Origin of the sequence: Mesorhizobium sp. LjNodule214, assembly GCF_964252735.1 — a bacterium.
Lineage (GTDB): Bacteria > Pseudomonadota > Alphaproteobacteria > Rhizobiales > Rhizobiaceae > Mesorhizobium.
Genome location: NZ_CAXUPE020000001.1, coordinates 1248976 through 1269509 on the forward strand (window position 1 = coordinate 1248976; position 20534 = coordinate 1269509).

Consider the following 20534-nt stretch of genomic DNA (forward strand, 5'->3'; position numbering starts at 1 on the left):
CGGCGTCGAGTTCGGCTATGAAGACGACGGACTTGAAAACTGTCTGTTGGTCCGGCGCCGCTGGGTGGAAGTCAACCGGTGCAAATGGTTCGCACCTGAGCATCGTCCGGCCGACTGGGATATGCCGGCCCAAATCAGAGGCATCCCGAGAGCATACAAGTCCGACGATGATGATGAGAGGCTGATCCAAGCCTATCTTCAAGCAGGCGAGCCGCCTCCACAAGGCTTGGCGGCCTTGAGCGCAGTCGAGAGGCCGAACCGCTAACCAGTCCGCCATGGCGGGTGCATTTTGCCGACAGCGTCACGCCGGCCCTTCATGGCTTGATGAAGCAGAATGGCTCCATCAAGGCGTGAATCTAAGCCGGCTCAAATATCCAGATTGGCAACCGATAGCGCATTGTCCTGGATGAACTCGCGCCGGGGTTCCACCTCGTCGCCCATCAGCCGCGAGAACAGGCTGTCCGCGTCGGTGGCGTCATTGACCTTGACCTGCAGCAGCGAGCGCACATTCGGGTCGAGCGTGGTTTCCCAGAGCTGTTCGGCGTTCATCTCGCCAAGACCCTTGTAGCGCTGCATGGTCAGGCCCTTGCGGCCGGTCGCAAACACCGCGTTGAGCAGCGCCAGCGGTCCCGAAATGGTCTCGGAGACATCCTTGCGGCGCAGCACTGGCGGCGTGCCGTAGACTTCGGTCAGGCGCGGCGCATAGCGGTCGAGCTGGCGGGCGTCGGCCGAATTGATCAGCCCGAGATCAAGCTGCGCGAATTCCTTGACGCTGCGCACCGTGCGCTCGAACACATAGCCGCCGACGCCTTCGTTCGAGGTCGACATGCGGCCGGTCCAGCCGCGCTCGGTGTCCTCGGCGATGATGTCGAGGCGCTTGGCGACACGGTCGGCCATGGCGTCGGCGCGGCCAAGATCGGCAAGCACGTCCGGGTTGAGCGCGCCGGCGATCGCCGCCTGCTCGACCACGGCGCGGTTGTAGCGCGTGTGCAGCCCGTTGATCAGCTGCCGCACCGCCAGCGCGTCGTCGATGGCGCTGCGCAGGTCTTGTCCCGCCCGCACCTCGCCGGAACCCAGCGAAAGCGACGCCTCCTCCAGTCCCGAACCGATCAGGAACTCCTCGAACGCACCTTCGTCCTTGATGTATTGCGAGCTCTTGCCGCGCGTCACTTTGTAGAGCGGCGGCTGGGCGATGTAGAGATGGCCGCGTTCGATCAGCTCCGGCATCTGCCGGAAGAAGAAAGTGAGCAGCAAGGTGCGGATGTGGGCACCGTCGACATCGGCGTCGGTCATCAGGATGATCTTGTGGTAGCGCAATTTGTCAGCGTTGAACTCGTCCTTGCCGATCGAGGTGCCGAGCGCGGTGATCAGCGTGCCGATCATGTCGGAGCCGAGCATGCGGTCGAAACGTGCTCGCTCGACATTGAGGATCTTGCCGCGCAACGGAAGAATGGCCTGGTTCTGCCGCGAACGGCCGCCCTTGGCCGAGCCGCCGGCCGAGTCACCCTCGACGATGAATATTTCGGACTTGGCCGGGTCGCGTTCCTGGCAGTCGGCCAGCTTGCCGGGCAGCGAGGTGACGCCGAGCGAACTCTTGCGGGTGATGTCGCGCGCCTTGCGCGCGGCTTCGCGCGCCGCGGCGGCCTGGATCACCTTCTCGATCACCACCTTGCCCTCGGTCGGGTGTTCTTCCAGCCAGGTGCCCAAAGCCTCGTTGACCAGCCCTTCCACCACCGGGCGAACCTCGGACGAGACCAGTTTGTCCTTGGTCTGCGAGGAGAATTTCGGGTCGGGAACCTTGACCGACAGCACCGCCGTCAGGCCCTCGCGGCAGTCGTCGCCGATCAGCGACACCTTCTCCTTCTTGGTCTGGCCGGAGGATTCGCCATAGCCGGTGATCTGGCGCGTCAGCGCGCCGCGGAAGCCGGCCAGATGCGTGCCGCCGTCGCGCTGCGGGATGTTGTTGGTAAAGGCCAGCACGTTCTCGTGGTAGCTGTCGTTCCACCACATCGCCACTTCGACGGTGATGCCGTCGCGCTCGGCCTTGATGGCGATCGGCTTGTCGATCAGCGGTTTCTTCACGCGGTCGAGATATTTGACGAACTCCTCGAGCCCGCCATCATAGTGCAACTCGTGGCGCACGATGTCGGCATGGCGGGCATCGGTCAGCACGATGCGCACACCGGAATTCAGGAAAGCCAGCTCGCGCAGCCGGTGCTCCAGCGTGCCGTAGTCGAACTCGACCATGGTGAAGGTCTCGGCCGACGGGAAGAAGGTGATCTCGCTGCCGCTGCGTCCCTCATAGGTGCCGGCGGTCTTGTTCTGCGCGTAGCTGCCAGTGACCTTCAGCGGCGCGTCGGCATCGCCATGGGTGAAGCTCATCTCGTAGATCTGGCCGTTGCGGCGGATCCTCAGTTTCAGCCAGGCCGACAGCGCGTTGACCACCGACACGCCGACGCCATGCAGGCCGCCCGACACCTTGTAGGAATTCTGGTCGAATTTGCCGCCGGCATGCAGCTGAGTCATGATCACTTCAGCCGCCGAAATGCCTTCGCCGGTGTGGATATCGGTCGGAATGCCGCGGCCATTGTCGATGACGGTGACCGATCCGTCGGGATTGAGCGTCACCGTGACGAGGTCGGCATGGCCGGCCAGCGCCTCGTCGATGGCGTTGTCGACCACCTCGTAGACCATGTGATGCAGGCCCGAGCCGTCATCGGTGTCGCCGATATACATGCCCGGCCGCTTGCGGACAGCATCCAACCCCTTCAAAACCTTGATGGAATCGGCGCCGTACTCGGCTTCCGCGCCAATGGCGCTTTCAGTCTGATCGCTCATGAAAACCTGTCTGATTGATGGCGCTGGCCCGGTGCCGGAAATTGGCTCCGAATCGCGCCGTTTTGATGTCCTAGATATAGGCGCAAAAGGCGGTTTTTCCAAGGTTTGCGAGGATTTCCGGGGCGGAAGAGCCGGCTATCGACGACCGGCTTCAGTCAGGCCTATTTCACGCGGGCCAATCGATCCTTGAGAAACTTGATCATGAACTTGTAGCGTGGCGCCAGCCGGCCGCTGCGGTCGAGTTCCAGTGTGATGTCCAGCGCCTGCGAAAGAACCGCCTTCGGGTTCTTGGCGACCTGCGCATAATCGATCATCGCAACCACCAGATCGCGCTGCCAGGTGGCGTTTTCGGGGTCGGATCGGGCAAGTTGCTGGCGGATGTCCAGGCTGTCCTGGAACGCCTGCCGCGCGCCCTTGATGTCGCGCTGCTTGACCTTGAGCATGCCGATCTCCGACAGCGTTATCGACAGGTCGCGCTGCCAGTCAAGATTGGCCGGGTCGAGCTTCGCCAGCCTGTCGACGATGACGAAACTGTCGAGATACAGTTTGAGCGCGCCCTTGCGGTCGCCCTGGATGGCAAGCACGCCGGCGACCTTTTCGAGGCTGACCGAGAGGTCGCGCTGCCACTCCGTATTTCCGGGGTCGCCGTCCGCCAGCTGACGGGCCTGCGCCAGCCCTTGTTGATAGGCCGCAAGGGCAGCCGGCCAATCCTCATGATCCTTCAGCGCGTTGCCGATCTTGGTGTTGCCGACCGACAGGTCGCGCTTCAGCTCGGTGTTGTCGGGGTCAAGGCTCGCCAGCCGTTCGACAATTTCCAGGCCTTCGCGGTAGGCGGCAAGCGCGCCGACGGCGTCGCCGCGCTCGCGCTTGAGGTCGCCGATCGTGTCGTGGCTGACCGAGACGTCGCGCTGCCTTTGCGCGTCGTCAGTCGCCTTCGCGGCCAAGGCAAGGCGGATCTTCAGGCTTTCCTCAAAGTCCGCCTGCGCGTTGTCCAGCTGTCCCGCGGCACGCGCAAGGCGGGCGATCTCGTCATAGGAGATGGTCAGGTCACGCTGCAGGTCGGCGCGCTCCGGCTCGTTGGCGGCGAGCACTTTCTTGATCGACAGGCTTTCCTGGTAGACTTGCGAGGCGCCGGCCAGATCGCCGTTCGTCACCAGCACGTCGCCGATCTTGTCGTCGTTCATGGCCAGATCGCCGAACCATTCCAGGCGGCCCGGCTCGGCCGAAATCAGGTCGTGCAGCATCGCGCGCGCCGTCTGGTAGTTCTGCAAGGCGGCTGGCAGATCGCCTTGCGCCATCCTGATATCGCCGAGCTTGGTGTGGCTGATGGCGAGATCGCGCCGCACGCCCGGATCGGCTTCCTGCCGCGATCTCTGCTCGAGATTGGCCCGCAGCGCCTCGAAGGCGCGGCCGGCGGCGGTGATGTTGCCAACGATGGTGTAGAGTTTGCCCAGCTCATCCTGGGTGCGGATCTGGCGGTCGAAATCGTCGGGCTCGAGCGCCGACTGCCCGGCCTCGCCATAGAGTGCCAGCACCGCCTCATAGTCCTTGATGGCGGCGGCATAGCTGAGGTCGGCGCGGGCCGCGCCGCCCGAGAGGAAGCGCGTCGCGGCTTCGGACAGTGTGCGACTGGCGAAATTGGCCTTCAGCGCCTTGCGCGACACACTGTCGATGCCGGCGGCCTCGGCGAGTTTTGCCCGCGCGGCGTCGAAGGCGCGCCCAACGAAAGCTGCTCTTGCGCCTGCTGGCGCAACGCGCTCACCTGCGGATCGCTTGGGCCGAGAACCTTCATTTCGCTGCGCACCTTGACGAAGGCGTCCGCCGCCTCGCGCAGCCTGGCGTCCAGGCTTTCAGCCGAAAGATGGCTCGCATCGGTGCTGATCAGTGCGCCGTAGAGCGGCGCCAGCGGCATGTCGGCGTCGCTGGCGATCCGTTCGACCTCGCCGCGCATCTCAGGTGTCACCTCGGCCATCGCCAGCAGCAGCCGTTCGCGCTCCGGCAACTGCTCCCTGGTGGATGTGGCAAAGAACAGTTGCGGCAGGCCGCTTTCGACATAGGGGAGCTGTTTGCCGCGCGTCAGGTCGTAGACCTCCTGCTGCACCAGTGTCAGCACCGAGCGGATTTCGAGCCCATCGGTGCCAAGATATTTGGTCAGCGCTGCCGTGAAGGGCGAGTTCTGCCCCGAACCGTCCGCGGCGGTCTCGCCGGGCGCGGACGCGAAGGCGAACAGGATGTTTTCCGCCTTCCCGATACGGCCGAGACCGGGCCGCACCTTGTCCGAGACATCCTTGGCCAGCGCAGTCGCGCCGCGACCTTCGCCGGCGCTTGCCGTGAACGGATCGCGGCGGCAGGCATCGAGCACGATCAGCCCGACCTTGGCCGTGGCGGCGACAGCATCGCGCACCTCTTCCAGCGGCAGGCTGGTCCTTTTCAGCGCATCGAGCGAAGAGGCGTCGGCATCGACCGGCAGCAGCCGGTTGTCCCCCGAGATTTCGACGCCATGGCCGGAGAAATACACCAGCGCCACGTCGGCGCCCTTGGCGTCCTCGCGAAAATCGTCGAGCGCGCGGCGCATGCGGCGCAGGTCCCGGTTGGTTTCGAGCACGACCGCGAAGCCGAACTTCTTCAGCGCCGCCTCAATCGCCTCGCCGTCATTGACGGGATTTGCCAGCGGCCGGATCAGCCGGTAGTCGTCATCGGCGACGACCAGCGCGACGCGCCGCTCCGCCATGGCGGCAGCGGCCGTCGACAAGATCAGCAATAGCGCAAACAGAAATCGCAAGCGAACCGCCCCGGCCCGGTCAATGGCCGGAGCATTTCATCTCTTTATGGCGTGAACAAGCCGCGTTGTTCGAGCGGCGGTCGGCCCCTAGCCGGCGCGCAGCGGCTTCAGCGCCTCGCTCCAGCGGAACAGCTCATCCAGCATGATCCTTGCCTCGCCAAGCACGTATTCGCTCGGCTGGAAAGCACGGTCCTTGTCGAGCAGCTTCCTGTAGGACTGCAGGGCCACGTCCTCCGGGATGGGCATCACACCGACCCCGGTCAGCAGCGGCTTGATCGCCTCCGCCGCACGCAGCCCGCCGGAGACGCCGCCATAGCTGAAAATGGCGGCCGGCTTGTAGCGCCATTCCTTGAGCAGATAGTCGATCGCGTTGACGATCGCCGGCGCCACGAAGTGATTGTATTCGGGCGCGACGAAGACAAAGGCGTCGGCCGCGTCGATCGCCTTCGACCACGCCTTGGTGTGGTCCTTCTCATATTTGGCGAGCTTGGGATGGTGCGGTTCGTCCAGCAAAGGCAGGTCGAACGAGGCGATATCTGTCAGGACAGGCTCGAATTTCTCGTGCTCGCGCGCGAAGCCGTCCAGCCATTCGGCGAAAATCGGCCCGGCGCGGCCGGGTCGCGTGCTGCCGATGATGATGCTCAACCGATGTTTCAAGGCGTGCTCCTGCGGATAGCGGTATCTGTTGGTGGCTGCCCGTAGGGCACGCGGCAACTGGCAGCAAGAGGGCAGGGCTCGGGCGGCCGGTCAAAATCCGGAGAGCGGATGCCGGTGCCCTGCCGTTCGGCGGCATGGACGCCGGCTTTGCCGCTCACTACATTGGGGTATCAGCGGAGCATCCCATGGACACGCAGCCCGCCCCTTTCGTTCCGCCCGCGCCGAAGCCGCGCACGACGCCGCCTTCGACGCTGGAGATGATGCGCATCGTCTATCGCAATCCGCTCGAACTGTGGGGCGAGCACACCTACAACGAGCCCTGGATCTCGGTGAACGGCGTCGGCGGACCATTGGTCGTCGCCAACGATCCTGGCCTCATCCGCCACGTACTGGTCGACAACGCCAGGAACTACAAGATGGCGACGGTGCGCCAGATGATCCTGCGCCCGATCCTGCGCGACGGCCTGTTGACCGCCGAGGGCGAGGTGTGGAAGCGGTCGCGCAAGGCGATGGCGCCGGTGTTCACGCCGCGCCACATCTTCGGTTTTGCCCAGCCGATGCTGAGACGCGCGCTGGACTTCGTCAATCGCTACGAAGCCGGCGGCATCTCCGACATCGCCCATGACATGACGCTGCTCACCTACGATATCCTGGCCGAGACGTTGTTTTCCGGCGAAATATCGGGCGAGCCGGGCAGCTTCGCCAGGGAGATCGACCGGCTGTTCGAGACCATGGGCCGCGTCGATCCGCTCGACCTGCTGCGCGCGCCAGAATGGTTGCCGCGCCTGACCCGCATCCGTGGCCGCAAGACCATGGCCTATTTCCGCAAGATCGTCACCGACACCGTCCGGATGCGCGAGGAGCGGCTGAGGCGCGATGCCGATACCGTGCCGCAGGACTTCCTCACCCTGCTGCTCAAGGCCGAGGGGCCGGACGGGCTGACGCGCGCCGAGGTCGAGGACAATATCATCACCTTCATCGGCGCCGGCCACGAGACCACGGCCCGCGCCCTGGGCTGGACGATTTATTGCCTGGCCGAGGCGCCCTGGGAGCGCGAAAAGGTCGAGCGCGAAATCGACACAGTGTTGGCGCGCGAGCCCGATCCGACGAAATGGCTCGATGCAATGCCTCTCACCCGCGCCGCTTTCGAGGAGGCGTTACGCCTCTATCCGCCCGCGCCGTCGATCAATCGCGAGCCGATCGAGCCGGAGACCTGGAACGAGCTTTACATTCCCAAGCGCGCCGCGGTGCTGGTGATGCCGTGGGTCGTGCATCGCCACAGAAAACTGTGGGACAGGCCGGACGCCTTCATGCCCGAACGCTTCCACCCGGGAAATCGTGAAAAAATCGACCGCTACCAGTATCTGCCCTTCGGGGCCGGCCCGCGCGTCTGCATCGGCGCCAGCTTCGCCATGCAGGAGGCGATCATCGCGCTGGCCGTCATGCTGTCGCGCTTCCGCTTTGACACCACTCCTGAGACGAAGCCCTGGCCGGTACAGAAGCTGACGACGCAGCCGCAAGGCGGCCTGCCGATGCAGGTCACCGCCAGACGCGCGTCGTAGCCTGAAGCGAATTTCTACCGGCTCTATCTGTTCGTTTTGACGCAATTCCGGACGGAAAACCGCTACGCACTTTTCCTGGAATTGCTCTACGCAGCCGACTTGCGCTGGAACTGGCCGGCGGCGCGGAAGCGCCAGAGGTAGCTGGGCAGGATCGTGCCGATCGACTGCGGCTGGATGCCGAGGCCGGCAAGCGTCCTGCTTTCCCTGGCGGCCGCGTCCGAGACGATGTTGTGCTCGCGCAGTTGCAGCACCTGGTCCTTGGTCAGCACCGGGTTGGGCAACAGCCCGAGAACCGACGCCTGCATGTTCGCCACCCACCACGGCACGGGCAGCAAAATCCGCTTGCGCTCGATCACGGTGAGCAGTTCTTCCATGCATTCCTTGAAGGTGAGCACCTGCGGCCCGCCGAGTTCGTAGATCCGGCCGCCTTCGACCTTGCCGTCGACCGAGCGCGCCACTGCCTCGGCGACATCGCCGACATAGACCGGCTGGAACTTGGTCAGCCCGCCGCCGAGCAGCGGCAGCACCGGCGAATAGCGTGCCATGTTGGCGAAGCGGTTGAAGAAGGCGTCCTCCGGTCCGAAATTGATCGAGGGACGGAAGATGACAGCATCCGCGATCGTCTCCAGCACCGCCTTTTCGCCGAGTGCCTTGGTGCGGGCATAGTCCGATTTCGCGTTGAGATCCGCGCCCAGCGCCGAAATATGGGTGAGGCCGGCGCCGACCGCGCGCGCGGCTTCGGCGATGGCGCGGGTGCCGAACTCATGCACGGCGGAAAATTTCTGCCGGCCGCTCTCATGCAGGATTGCGACCAGGTTGATGACATGGTCGGCGCCCTGCACGGCACGGTCGACCGACCAGCGCACGCGCACATTGGCCTGCACCGGCTGGATCTGGCCGACATTGCCGAGCGGCTGCAGATGGCCGGCGAGATCGGGCCGGCGCACGGGCACCCTGATACGGTAGCCGCGCTTGGCCAGTGCCTGCACCACGTGGCGGCCGACAAAACCGGACCCGCCGAACACGACGACGAGCTTGGGGGTCTGCAGGATTTCGGTCATGGCTGGCTCCGGCGCTCGCAAGCTTGGCTGAAGCCGCTTCTTAATCCGTTTCGAGGCAAAGGCAAAGAGCGACTGGAGGTCGCTCGTGACCTTGTTTCAGAGCAATTCCAGGAAAAGTGTGAAGCGGTTTTCCGTCCGGAATTGCGTCTAAACAGACCCGCCTCAGAACGCCTTGCCGATGCGCGCGTCGACCGAATGGCGGTTGCCGCCACGGATGACGAAGAAGAGCAGGATCGCTGCCCACAGCAGCGACTTTTCGGCGCCGGAAAAACCCTCGCCGACGGTGACCCAGTGGAACCACACAGTCACCAGAAGCACGAACATCCCGGCAAAGGCAGCTGGGCGGGTAAGCAGGCCGATGGCGATGAAAATGCCGCCGAAGAATTCGGTGCAGGCGAGAAGCAGCGACCAGAACGCGCCGGGATAGAAGCCGAGGCCCTCGACCATCTCGGCGGCGCCGAACGGATCGGTGATCTTCTGCGAGCCATGGATGGTAAGGAAGATGCCGGCGACGGCCCGCAGCATGGTTTCCGCGGCATTGTTGAGTGTGGCGTAGACGCCGCCAAGGGCGGGAACGAAAAGGCTGCTGCGAGTGTTGTCGGTGGTTGCGGACAAGGCGGTCTCCTCTGTGTTGCTGTCATCCGCAAACGCCCGATGGGGTCGGGCAGTGTCAAATAAACAAAAGTTGACCATCGCTCACATGTTTTTCTTGACAGCAGGCAAAACGCAGAAAACCCCGCCGAAGCGGGGTTTTCCGGGTGACGTTCGTGTCGAAACCAGGGTCCAACGAGACGGCCTGACCTGAGACGGTATCAGCTTGGCGTGAGACGCCCGCCCCAGCCCTGGACGCATCCGACGGTAGACACCGACCGGGCAAACCCGACCCGGACATGAATTGGTCACGGCCACCCACCGGAAGGTTCAGCGACAAACGCAAAAAAATCCACGCCTGCCCACAGCCTCGCGGGAGAGGTCAGCTATTTATTTGATGGATAAGGATTTCAGCCCGAATAGCGCTCGGCGAATTCGGAAATGCGCTGCACCACCGCCTTGGGCGCGTCTATGCCCCGTGCTTGCGCCTTCTCCGCCGCCTCGGCCCGGGCGCGTCCCGGCACGTGCACGCCGTAGCGCCGCCGCAGCCGGTCGAGTTGGCCTCTCATGCGCTGCTCGAAATCCGGATCGAGCAGCTTCGGCTCGATCGCAAGCACGAACAGGCCGGTTCCCGGGCTGTCCGGCCCGCCGGTGAACCAGGGGGCGTCGATTGACCAGTTGGCGCCGGACAGGCCGGCGGCCAGCACCTCGACCATCAGCGCGATGTTGGCGCCGCGCTGGCCGCCGAAGGCAAGCATGGCGCCTTTCATGGCCGCCGCCGCATCGGTGGTCGGGTTGCCGCTAGCATCGAGCGCCCAGCCTTCGGGGATCTTCCTGCCATCCTCGGCCGCCTTGCGGATGTTGACGAAGGCGGTGGCGCTCGACGACTGGTCGATGACTAAAGGCGAACCGTCGGCGGCTGGAGCGGCAAACGACATCGGGTTGGTGCAGTAGACCGGCTTGACCGAGCCTGAACCGGCAAGCACCGCCGGCCCGTTGGTGGCGGCGAAGGACACCAGCCCAAGTGCTGCCAGCCGTCCGGTGAAATAGCCGAGCGCGCCGCATGTATAGGCGTTCTTCTGCGAGAAGATCGAGACGCCGAACAGTTTTGCGGCCTTGGCGAGATCGTCGATCGAACGGTCGAAGCCGGTATGGGCGAGGCCGCCACGCGCATCGGAAAGATAGACCGCGAGCGCCGGCCTGGTGATGACGGGGTCGGCATTGCCATCGATGCGGCCGGCTTCGATCGCTTCCAGATAGTCGATGAAATGCGTCAGCCCGACCGAGGTCAGCCCTTCCGCCTCGGCCGCGACGATGGAGGCGGCGAGCGACTGCGCCGCTTCCTCATTGGCGCCGGCGCCGAGTGCCGCCATCCGGCACAATCCGGTTGCCTGGTCGAGACTGAGTTGCATGGCGATTGCCCTTAGTGAGTAGTGAGTGGGGATTAGTGAGTGGTGGGAGCGACTGCCTGCACACTACTCACTCCTGGCTACTCACCAAAATCCTACCCGACCTTGTTCGGGATCCGCGCTTCGATCCGGCTGAAGGCGAAGACGAGAATGCCGGTGATGGCCATATAGATCAACGCCAGCAGCAGCAAGGGTTCATAGGTGAGGTAGGTGTCCTGCCGCACCTTGGAGGAGACGGCGAAGATATCGATGACGCTGATCGTCGCCACCAGTGGCGTCGACTTCAATTGCAGCACGGTTTCGCCGGTCAGCGTCGGCAGCGCCCGGTAGATGGCCTGCGGCAGCCAGATGCGCCGGAATATCTTCCAGCGGCTCATGCCGAAGGCGCGGGCAGCCTCGAGCTGCCCCTTCGGCACGCCGGCAAAGGCGCCGCGCATCACCTCGCCCTCATAGCCGGCGAAGGACAGTGTCAGCGCCAGGACGCCATAGGGCCAGGCCTGGCGGAGATAGGGCCACATCCAGGACTCGCGGATCCACGGATACTGGGGAAACAGCGAACCCAGCCCGTAGTAGAGCAGCCAGAGCTGGATCAGCAGTGGCGTGCCCCGGATGACGGTGCAGAAGGCCTTGGCCGGTGCGGAGAACCAGAATGGGCCCGCCGCCTGCGCCAGCCCGAGCGGCACGGCGAGCATGAAGCCCAGGAAGCAGGTGACGGCCAGGATCCATAGCGACCGCCAGATGCCCAGCAATCCCATTTCGTAATATTGCGGCAGCCAGTCCCAGCGCATGAAGAAGGCGGCGCCGAGGACCAGCGCCAGCGCGATCAGGATCAGCACGATGCGATGCGGCTGCAGCCATAGCGATGTGCGCGCGGCAACGTTGATGACGGTCGCTTCGCCGGCCATCAACGTGCCTCCTTGACCGAAGGCATGCCGCGCCGCGACCAGGCCTCGATCCGGCCGAGGATCACGTTGGAAAACAGCGACAGCATGAGGTAGAGTGCGCCCGCCGCGACATAGAAGGTGAAATAGGCCTTGGTGACGCCCGCCGCCTGCCGCGTTGCCAGCGCCAGTTCGAAAAAGCCGACGACTGCCAGCAGCGCGGTGTCCTTGGTGGCGATCAGCCAGAGGTTGGCAAGGCCGGGTATGGCGAAAGGCAGCATCGCCGGTAGTGTGATGCGCCGCAGCAGCAGGCCGGGAGACATGCCGTAGGCGCGCGCGGCTTCGATTTGGCCCTGCGGAATGGCAAGGATGGCGCCGCGGATGACCTCGGTCGAATAGGCGCCCTGGACGAAGCCCAGCACCGCAATGCCGGCCGCGAGCCCGCTGATGTCGATGCGCGGATAGCCCATCGCCGTCAGCAGCTGGTTGATCAGGTCGGTGCCGGCATAATAGAGCAGCAGGATCAGCACTAGTTCCGGCACGGCGCGCACCACCGTCGTGTAGACTGCGAGGAGATCGCGCACCACCGGGCCGCCATACAGCTTGCCATAGGCGCCGCACGTACCGATCAGCAGGCCGAGGCACGTTGCACCGACCGCGATCTCTATCGAATGAAGCAGACCGAGCAACAGAGTCCCGCCCCAGCCGGGCGGCACGGGCGAGAGAAGCTCGATGATGCCGGCCGCCGAGGCCAGAAGAAGTGCTTCGATCAGCTTCGCCCCCAAATGGCTGGCGCCGGCCGCGGGCTGCGCCCGTCAGCGGAAAGCATGCGTGGACAGATTTCGGCGAGGCTGCACGGCGCGCATTACGCGCCGTGCAGACATTCGCTCGTGCGCGAGCCGTCAGTTCGACTGGCTGTCTTCGCCGTAGATGTCGAAATCGAAGTACTTCTTCGAGATCTCTTCATACTTGCCGTTGGCGCGGATGGCCTTGATGCCGGCGTTGATCTTGGCCTTCAGCTCGGTGTCTTCCTTGCGGATGCCGGCGCCGACGCCGGGACCCAGAACTTCTAAGTCCGGAGCCACCATGCCCTTCAGGTCGCAGCATCCCTTGCCCTGGTCGGACTTGAGGAATTCGCCGAGTGCGATCGAATCGGCCTGCACCGCGTCGACACGGCCGGCTGCGAGGTCCTGGTTGGCCTCATCCTGGGTCTGGTATTCCTTGATTTCCGCCGCACCGGTGAAGTGCTTCTTGGCGTAGACGGCATGCACGGTCGACACCTGCACCCCGATGATCTTGCCCTTGAGGTCATCCGGCGTGGCGCCGAACTTCTGGTCCTTCGGCCCGACAATGGCGGTCGGTGTGTTGTAATACTTGTCGGAGAAGTCGATCGTCTTCTTGCGCTCGTCGGTGATCGACATCGAGGCGGCGATGACGTCGATCTTCTTGGTCGTCAGCGCCGGAATGATGCCGTCCCAGCCGACCGGGGTGATGACGCAGTCGAGTTTCTCTTCGGCGCAGACGGCGTCGATGAAATCGACCTCCCAGCCGACCCACTTGCCGGAGGCGTCCGGTGAGGCGAAGGGCGGATAGGGTTCGGCGGCGACGCCGATCTTGACCGGATCGGCCTTGGCCACGCCAATGGCGGCGACGCCGAGCAGCAACGCTGCGGCGAATGTCTTCAGAACAGTCTTCATGTCAGAACTCCCAGTTTGTTGTTGGTTCCCGGTTCTTCGCCCGCTTTCGGCCTGATCTAGCCGATGTTGCGGATGAATTGTTTGAGCCTTTCGGATTTGGGCGCGCCGAAGATCTGCTCCGGCGGTCCTTCTTCCTCGACCAGCCCGTTGTAGAGATAGACCACATGCGTCGCGACCTCGCGGGCAAACTTCATCTCATGGGTGACCAGCACCATGGTGCGCCCTTCGCGCGCCAGGTCGCCGATCACCTTCAGCACCTCGCCGACCAGCTCGGGATCGAGTGCCGAGGTCGGTTCGTCGAACAGCATGACGCGCGGGTTGATCGCCAGCGCGCGAGCGATCGCCGCGCGCTGCTGCTGGCCCCCCGACAGATAGGCTGGATAGACGTCGCGCTTTTCGGCCAGGCCAACGCGGGCAAGCAGCTTTTCGGCCTGGGCGATCGCCTCGTCGCGCTTGACGCCAAGCACGTGCACCGGAACTTCGATGACGTTCTCGATCAGCGTCATATGGCTCCACAGGTTGAAGTTCTGGAACACCATGCCGAGCTTGGAGCGGATGCGTTCGATCTGCTTGCGGTCTGCGGGAACGGTGTGGCCGTGGCTGTCGGCCTTCAGCTTGATCTCCTCGCCATTGACGCGGATGATGCCGCTGGTCGGATTTTCCAGGCAGTTGATACAGCGCAGAAGCGTCGACTTGCCGGAGCCTGAGCCGCCGATGATGGCAATGACCTCGCCGTCGCGCGCCGACAGCGAGACGCCCTTCAGCACATGCAATTCGCCGAATTTCTTGTGCAGGTTCTCGACATGGATGGCTTCGGCGGCGCCGTCCTGCGCCGTATGTTTCAGTGCGGGAGCCGTAGCCAACGCCATTACGCTTTCGGTGCTCCGCGGAGCCGCCGGAGCCATCGCTGCTGAAATCTTTTACCCATTACCCGTCGCAAAACAGAAGTTCCCTTTCGCAAGATGGACCGTTCCGCTTGCATCCGTCAACCATGGTTTTTGGACCATTGATCACAGCCTGTTGTGGTGGTTAGTGGCGGCAACGGACGTTTCAGGGAGAATTTGGTGGGCAAAACATTCGGGTCGCAGTCCATGGCCGGGCAGCTTGAGCGCGTGCTGATGCGCTCCGCCGCCAGCGCCATGCGCCGTGCCAGGGCATCGGAGTGGCACTATGGCCCCGGTTTCGATCCGCAAAAGGCCGCCGCCCAGCATGAGGCGTTGACCAGGCTGGTTTCGGCCTCCGGCGCCGAGATCGAATGGCTGACCGACGCCGATGACGGGCTGGCCGATTCCGTCTTCACCCACGACCCCTCGCTGATGACCGACCATGGCGCCATCATCCTCGCCATGGGCAAGGCGCTGCGCGTCGGCGAACCGGCTTTGCACGAAGCTGCCTACAGTCGCATGGGCATTCCCGTTCTTGGCCGTATCGAAAGCCCCGGCCAGGTCGAGGGCGGCGACTGTGTCTGGGTGGACAGAACCACGCTGGCCGTGGGCCGCGGCCTGCGCACCAACCAGGATGGCATCCAGCAGCTTGCGAACCTGCTTTCGCCGAAGGGCATCCATGTCTATGGCTTCGACCTGCCGCTCTGGCACGGCGAGGAAGCTTGCCTGCACCTGATGTCGGTGATCAGTCCGCTGGCCGACTATCTGGCGCTGGTCTACGCGCCGCTTCTTCCGGCTGCCTTCTACCAGATGCTGCGCGGCCGCGGCATTCGCCTGGTCGAGGGCGACGCCGAGGAGTTCTTCGCCTCCAACGGGCTCAGCCTCAACGTGCTGCCGACCGCCCCGCGCCAGGTGATCGCCGTCGCCGGGTTTCCGAAGACCGCCGCCGCCATGCAGGCCGCCGGCTGCACGGTCTCGACCTTCGAGGCGGACGCTCTGTGCATCGCCTGCGAGGGCGGCCCGACCTGCCTCACGCGTCCGGTGCTCAGACAATGACCACGATCGGCGAAGCGCTCATCACCTTGCTCGAGGCCCATGGCGTCGATACCGTCTTCGGCATTCCGGGCGTCCACACGGTCGAGCTCTATCGCGGCCTGGCGCGCTCGAAGATCCGCCATGTCACGCCGCGCCACGAGCAGGGCGCCGGCTTCATGGCCGACGGCTATGCCCGCGCCAGCGGCCGCCCGGGCGTCGCCTTCGTCATCACCGGGCCGGGGCTGACCAACACCATCACCGCCATGGGCCAGGCGCGCGCCGATTCGGTGCCGATGCTGGTGATCTCCGGCGTCAACGCCATGCCGACGCTCGGCAAGGGTCTCGGCCATCTGCACGAACTGCCCGACCAGCGCGGCATGATGGAGAAGGTGGCGTTGTTCTCGCATCGTGTCACCGAGGCCGGCGAATTGCCCGGCGTGCTCGCCCGCGCCTTCGCGCTGTTCTCGTCCTCGCGTCCGGGCCCGGTCCATATCGAGATCCCGACCGACGTCATGGTCAAGCCGGGCGACGGCATCGAAGCCTTGCTGAGCAATGCCGCGCCGCCGATTCCCGATGCGGCGGCGATAGAGGAGGCAGCCAGGCTTTGCGCGGACGCCCGCCGCCCGCTGATCCTTGCCGGCGGCGGCGCCAGGCGGGCCGAGGCGCCGTTGCTGCGGCTGGCCGAAAGGCTCGGCGCGCCGGTCGTCGAGACCGCCAATGCGCGCGGCCTGCTACACCGCCATCCGCTGTGCGTGCCGGCAGGCCCCTGCCTGAAGGCGGTGCGGGCGCTGATGGCGGAGGCCGACCTGGTCATTGCCGCCGGCACCGAATTCGGTCCGACCGAGTATGACGGTTATAGCGATGGCGGTTTCGTCCTGCCGGCCAATCTGATCCGCATCGACATCGGCGCGGACCAGCTCGCGCGCCGCCCGGCCACCGTCGCCATCCAGGCTGACTGCGCCGAGGCGATCGAGGCCCTGCTGGCTCGGCTTGGCGACAGGCCGCCTGCTTCGGCCGACGGCCCGGCCCGCGCCGCCGCAACCCGGCAGGCCGCATTTGCAGAACTTGGCCCGGCCATGCAGGCGCAGATGCGCGCGGTCGAAGTGATCCGCGATGCACTGCCCGGATCGATCATCGTCGGCGACTCGACGCAGCCGATTTACGCCGCCAACCTTTACTACGACCATGACCGGCCGGGTGGCTGGTTCAACGCTGCCACCGGCTTCGGCGCGCTGGGCTTTGGCCCGCCGGCGGCGATCGGCGCCGCGCTTGCCGTGCCCGAGGCACCGGTGGTCTGCCTCACCGGAGATGGCGGCTTCCAGTTCACCTTACCGGAGCTGGGCGCCGCGCTCGATGCGGATGCGCCGGTCATCTTCGTCGTCTGGAACAATCGCGGCTATCGCGAGATCGAGACCTCCATGCTCGACGTCGGCGTCGAGCCGGTCGGTGTGTCGCCGGCGCCGCCGGATTTCTGCAAGCTGGCCGAGGCCTATGGCATTGCCGCCGAGCGGCTTGCCGGCGTTGGCGGCCTGGCGGATGCGCTCAAGCGCGCACGCGCGACCGGACTGCCCTACGTCATCGAAATAGCCGTCGACTGAATTTGGCCGAGCGACGCGCTTCATGCGTCAGCCTGGCGAGACTTCCGTCTGGCCGGCGGCCCGAGCGATGCAAAGACGCGACCCAGCCATGTCGATATTTCAGTTGAGTGATCGAGCGAAAGGCGCGACTTTCGCCGGCGGCGTGGCCTAAGCATAAGAACACTGGAGCAGTCGAATATGACGGAAACACTGGACGGCAGGCATATCGTGGTGACCGGCGGCACCGGGGCGCTGGGCGGCGCGGTTGTCGGCAAGCTCTTGGAACAGGGCGCGGTCTGCCATGTGCCCAATGCCCATGCCGCCGCGCCTTCGCATTTTCCTTTCACCACGCATGACCGCGTCAGGCTGGCGCACAATGTCGACCTGTCGGACTCCGCCAAGGTCGAGGCGTTCTACCACCAGCTTCCGGAGCTCTGGGGTTCAATCCATCTGGCGGGTGGCTTCACCATGGCGCCGGTGGAGAAGATCGAATCGGCGTCCTTCGCCGAGATGATGGACACCAACGCCCGCACCACGTTCCTGTGCTGTCGCGCCGCTGTCCGCTCGATGCTGGCGTCAAGCACGGCGGGTCGCATCGTCAACGTCACGGCGCGCGCTGGGCTCGAGCCCAGGCGCGGCTCCGGCATGGTCGCCTATGCCGCCAGCAAGGCGGCGGTCGCCGCGATGACACTGGCGATGGCCGAGGAATTGAAAGGCAAGGGCATACTGGTCAATGCCGTGGCGCCCTCGACGCTCGACACGCCGGCAAACCGGGCCGACATGCCGGACGCCGATTTCAGCAAATGGGTCAGCCTCGAAGCGGTGGCCGAAGCCATCGCCTATCTCGCCTCGCCGGCCAATTTGGCAATGAGCGGCACGCTGGTGCCGCTTTACGGCCGGGCCTGATCCCTCGGCATATCCCAAAGAAAAACCCCGCCGGATCGCTCCGGCGGGGTTTTGTTTTCAGTCGTTGCGAAGGCGCTTAGCTGCCCTGCTTCTTCAGCGCGGCACCCAGGATGTCGCCCAGCGAAGCGCCGGAGTCGGTCGAGCCGTACTGAGCGACCGCTTCCTTCTCTTCGGCGATTTCCAGCGCCTTGATCGAGACCTGCAGCTTGCGGGTCTTCTTGTCGAAGGCGATGACGCGGGCGTCGACCTTCTGGCCGACGGTGAAGCGCTCGGGGCGCTGCTCGTCGCGGTCGCGGCTCAGATCGGAGCGCTTGATGAAGGTCTCGATGCCGCTGTCGACCAGCCGCACTTCCAGACCGCCATCCTTGACACCGATAACCTCGCAGGTGACGACGGCGTTCTTGCGCAGTTCGCCCGAAGTCGCCGCTTCGCCGACCGTATCCTTGGCCAGCTGCTTGATGCCGAGCGAGATGCGCTCCTTCTCGATGTCGACGTCGAGTACCTGCGCCTTGACCATGTCGCCGCGATTGTACTCTTCGATGACCTGCTCGCCCGGACGGGTCCAGTCGAGGTCGGAGAGGTGCACCATGCCGTCCACGTCGCCTTCCAGGCCGATGAACAGGCCGAACTCGGTCTTGTTCTTGACCTCGCCCTCAACCTGGCTGCCGACCGGATGGGTGCGCGCGAAGGCTTCCCAAGGGTTTTCCAGCGTCTGCTTGAGGCCGAGCGAAATGCGGCGCTTGGCCGGATCGACTTCGAGCACCACCACGTCGACTTCCTGGGTCGTCGACAGGATCTTGCCGGGGTGCACGTTCTTCTTCGTCCACGACATTTCCGAAACGTGGATGAGGCCTTCGATGCCCGGCTCCAGCTCGACGAACGCGCCGTAGTCGGTGATGTTGGTGACGGTGCCCTTGATCTTCTTGCCGATCGGGAACTTGGTGCCGATCTCGGACCACGGATCGCTCTCGAGCTGCTTCATGCCGAGCGAGATGCGGTGGGTTTCCTGGTTGATGCGGATGATCTGCACCTTGACCGTCTGGCCGATGTTGAGGATTTCGGTCGGATGGTTGACGCGGCGCCATGCCATGTCGGTGACATGCAGCAGGCCGTCGATGCCGCCGAGGTCGACGAACGCACCGTAGTCGGTGATGTTCTTGACTATGCCTTCGACCACCTGGCCCTCTTCGAGGTTCTGCACGATTTCCGAACGCTGTTCGGCGCGGCTCTCTTCGAGCACGGTGCGGCGCGACACCACGATGTTGCCGCGGCGGCGATCCATCTTGAGGATCTCGAAGGGCTGCGGGTTGTGCATCAGCGGGGAAACGTCGCGGATCGGACGGATATCGACCTGGCTGCGCGGCAGGAAGGCCACGGCGCCGTCGAGGTCGACGGTGAAGCCGCCCTTGACCTGGTTGAAGATGACGCCTTCGACGCGCTCACCCTTGGTGAACTTCTCTTCGAGACGCACCCAGCTCTCTTCGCGACGAGCCTTCTCACGCGACAGCATCGCTTCGCCAAGCGCGTTCTCGATGCGCTCGACATAGACTTCGACGGTGTCACCAACCTTGAGGGTGGTGTCCTTGCCCTTGACGCCGAATTCCTTCAGCGGCACGCGGCCTTCGACCTTGAGGCCGACGTCGATGATGGCCATGTCCTTTTCGATCGCGGTGATCGTGCCCTTGACGACCTGGCCTTCGCCGGAATGGCCGGCGGTAAAAGATTCTTCGAGCAGGCTCGCGAAATCATCGCGAGTGGGATTTGCAGCTGACATATTTTCTCCTGGAATGCCCCGCATCTCAAGCGGGACGGGCGCCGTGGGTTAGCGTTGCGTTGGCCTGCCGGCGTTCCGGGCTACAAAAGCCCTGGGCCGCTTTCAGGCGGCAATTCCGGCGCATGAAGAATGCTGGCAGGCTGGTTCGTGCCCGATATGGGTATTTTCTTCGCCGCCGGCAATCGGCAGCGTGAGGAAAAACCTAGATCAGGCCTTGTTTCTCTTGGCCAGCACGTCGTCGATGATCGCCATGGCTGCAAGAAACGCGGCTTCTATAGCCATTTCGCTTGTATCAAGCAAGTGCGCGTCGGCCGCCGGCTTCAGCGGCGAGTCGGCGCGGCCCATGTCGCGCTCGTCGCGGCGCATGATGTCGGCAAGGATCTCGTTGAAATTGGCGGTGCCGCCGATGCTTTCGATCTCGGCCAGCCGCCGCCGCGCCCGCACCTCGGCGCTGGCGGTGACATAGAGCTTGATGTCGGCGTCGGGGCACACCACGGTGCCGATGTCGCGCCCGTCGAGCACCGCACCCGGCGGCGTTTTAGCGAAGCCGCGCTGCTTCTCGACCAGGATGCGCCGCACGGTCGGATACACCGCCACCTTCGAGGCGGCCTCGCCGACCGCATGCGCCGACAGCACGGCCCGGTCGAGCTTGGCCAGGTCGACCTGGCGCGCCGCGGTTTCCGCCGCCGAGACATTGTCGAGCGGCAGGGCGTGCTGGATGAGCGCATGCGCGACCGCGCGATAGGTGAGGCCGGTGTCGAGCAGGTTCAGCCGGTAGTGGTCGGCGAGCCGCCGGGCGAGAGTGCCTTTACCGGCGCCCGCCGGGCCGTCGATGGCGATGGTGAAGGTTGGGGTCATTGGTAGGTCAACGCCCTTGTTC

General features: G+C 64.7%; 17 protein-coding genes. 4 read left to right on the forward strand and 13 right to left on the reverse strand.

The window, feature by feature from the left end; translation table 11 throughout:
• Nucleotides 1–366 precede the first annotated feature (366 nt).
• The 4 genes from gyrB to ACSQ3Z_RS06080 all read right to left on the reverse strand — a co-directional run bounded on the left by gyrB (nucleotide 367) and on the right by ACSQ3Z_RS06080 (nucleotide 6277).
• The gene (gyrB, locus tag ACSQ3Z_RS06065) at nucleotides 367–2838 is read right to left on the reverse strand and encodes a DNA topoisomerase (ATP-hydrolyzing) subunit B (RefSeq protein WP_436170436.1); all 2472 of its coding nucleotides are present in this window, start codon (nucleotides 2836–2838) and stop codon (nucleotides 367–369) included.
• A gap of 161 nt (nucleotides 2839–2999) precedes the next feature.
• Nucleotides 3000–4502 carry a hypothetical protein gene (locus ACSQ3Z_RS06070; protein WP_436170437.1) on the reverse strand — a complete coding sequence of 501 codons (1503 nt, stop codon included), beginning with the start codon at nucleotides 4500–4502 and terminating at the stop codon, nucleotides 3000–3002.
• Entirely contained in the window at nucleotides 4484–5620 is a 1137-nt protein-coding gene (locus tag ACSQ3Z_RS06075) for a caspase family protein (protein ID WP_436170438.1), read from the reverse strand. The genes ACSQ3Z_RS06070 and ACSQ3Z_RS06075 overlap by 19 nt, the downstream gene beginning before the upstream one ends.
• A gap of 87 nt (nucleotides 5621–5707) precedes the next feature.
• Nucleotides 5708–6277 carry an NADPH-dependent FMN reductase gene (locus ACSQ3Z_RS06080; RefSeq protein WP_436170439.1) on the reverse strand — a complete coding sequence of 190 codons (570 nt, stop codon included), beginning with the start codon at nucleotides 6275–6277 and terminating at the stop codon, nucleotides 5708–5710.
• A 185-nt stretch (nucleotides 6278–6462) separates the two neighbouring features.
• On the opposite strand from ACSQ3Z_RS06080, the gene ACSQ3Z_RS06085 reads away from it, so the two are divergent.
• A complete protein-coding gene (locus tag ACSQ3Z_RS06085; protein ID WP_436170440.1) occupies nucleotides 6463–7839 on the forward strand; it encodes a cytochrome P450 in 1377 nt (458 codons plus the stop codon).
• Nucleotides 7840–7925: 86 nt separating this feature from the next.
• Here the strand turns inward: ACSQ3Z_RS06085 and ACSQ3Z_RS06090 are convergent, their stop codons facing one another.
• The 7 genes from ACSQ3Z_RS06090 to ACSQ3Z_RS06120 all read right to left on the reverse strand — a co-directional run bounded on the left by ACSQ3Z_RS06090 (nucleotide 7926) and on the right by ACSQ3Z_RS06120 (nucleotide 14347).
• Entirely contained in the window at nucleotides 7926–8900 is a 975-nt protein-coding gene (locus ACSQ3Z_RS06090) for a complex I NDUFA9 subunit family protein (protein ID WP_436170441.1), read from the reverse strand.
• Nucleotides 8901–9062: 162 nt separating this feature from the next.
• A complete protein-coding gene (locus tag ACSQ3Z_RS06095) occupies nucleotides 9063–9515 on the reverse strand; it encodes a DoxX family protein (RefSeq protein WP_436170442.1) in 453 nt (150 codons plus the stop codon).
• Between the two features lie 386 nt (nucleotides 9516–9901).
• Nucleotides 9902–10903, reverse strand: coding sequence for an Ldh family oxidoreductase (locus tag ACSQ3Z_RS06100; RefSeq protein WP_436170443.1), 1002 nt, complete (start codon nucleotides 10901–10903; stop codon nucleotides 9902–9904).
• A gap of 92 nt (nucleotides 10904–10995) precedes the next feature.
• Nucleotides 10996–11805 carry an ABC transporter permease gene (locus tag ACSQ3Z_RS06105; protein WP_436170444.1) on the reverse strand — a complete coding sequence of 270 codons (810 nt, stop codon included), beginning with the start codon at nucleotides 11803–11805 and terminating at the stop codon, nucleotides 10996–10998.
• The gene (locus ACSQ3Z_RS06110; protein ID WP_436171842.1) at nucleotides 11805–12470 is read right to left on the reverse strand and encodes an ABC transporter permease; all 666 of its coding nucleotides are present in this window, start codon (nucleotides 12468–12470) and stop codon (nucleotides 11805–11807) included. The genes ACSQ3Z_RS06105 and ACSQ3Z_RS06110 overlap by 1 nt, the downstream gene beginning before the upstream one ends.
• A gap of 213 nt (nucleotides 12471–12683) precedes the next feature.
• Nucleotides 12684–13478, reverse strand: coding sequence for a transporter substrate-binding domain-containing protein (locus tag ACSQ3Z_RS06115; protein WP_436170445.1), 795 nt, complete (start codon nucleotides 13476–13478; stop codon nucleotides 12684–12686).
• Nucleotides 13479–13534: 56 nt separating this feature from the next.
• Nucleotides 13535–14347, reverse strand: a complete 813-nt coding sequence (locus ACSQ3Z_RS06120; protein ID WP_436170446.1) for an ABC transporter ATP-binding protein — start codon at nucleotides 14345–14347, stop codon at nucleotides 13535–13537.
• A gap of 222 nt (nucleotides 14348–14569) precedes the next feature.
• On the opposite strand from ACSQ3Z_RS06120, the gene ACSQ3Z_RS06125 reads away from it, so the two are divergent.
• The 3 genes from ACSQ3Z_RS06125 to ACSQ3Z_RS06135 all read left to right on the forward strand — a co-directional run bounded on the left by ACSQ3Z_RS06125 (nucleotide 14570) and on the right by ACSQ3Z_RS06135 (nucleotide 17880).
• On the forward strand, nucleotides 14570–15418 hold the full coding sequence (locus ACSQ3Z_RS06125) for a dimethylarginine dimethylaminohydrolase family protein (protein ID WP_436171843.1): 849 nt from the start codon (nucleotides 14570–14572) through the stop codon (nucleotides 15416–15418).
• Nucleotides 15415–16995, forward strand: a complete 1581-nt coding sequence (locus ACSQ3Z_RS06130; RefSeq protein ID WP_436170447.1) for a 5-guanidino-2-oxopentanoate decarboxylase — start codon at nucleotides 15415–15417, stop codon at nucleotides 16993–16995. The genes ACSQ3Z_RS06125 and ACSQ3Z_RS06130 overlap by 4 nt, the downstream gene beginning before the upstream one ends.
• Nucleotides 16996–17172: 177 nt before the next feature.
• Nucleotides 17173–17880, forward strand: a complete 708-nt coding sequence (locus ACSQ3Z_RS06135) for an SDR family NAD(P)-dependent oxidoreductase (RefSeq protein ID WP_436170448.1) — start codon at nucleotides 17173–17175, stop codon at nucleotides 17878–17880.
• Between the two features lie 76 nt (nucleotides 17881–17956).
• Here the strand turns inward: ACSQ3Z_RS06135 and rpsA are convergent, their stop codons facing one another.
• Together rpsA and cmk are read right to left on the reverse strand one after the other, a co-directional pair.
• Nucleotides 17957–19654, reverse strand: coding sequence for a 30S ribosomal protein S1 (gene rpsA, locus ACSQ3Z_RS06140; protein WP_436170449.1), 1698 nt, complete (start codon nucleotides 19652–19654; stop codon nucleotides 17957–17959).
• A 207-nt stretch (nucleotides 19655–19861) separates the two neighbouring features.
• A complete protein-coding gene (cmk, locus tag ACSQ3Z_RS06145) occupies nucleotides 19862–20512 on the reverse strand; it encodes a (d)CMP kinase (RefSeq protein ID WP_436170450.1) in 651 nt (216 codons plus the stop codon).
• Nucleotides 20513–20534 lie beyond the last annotated feature (22 nt).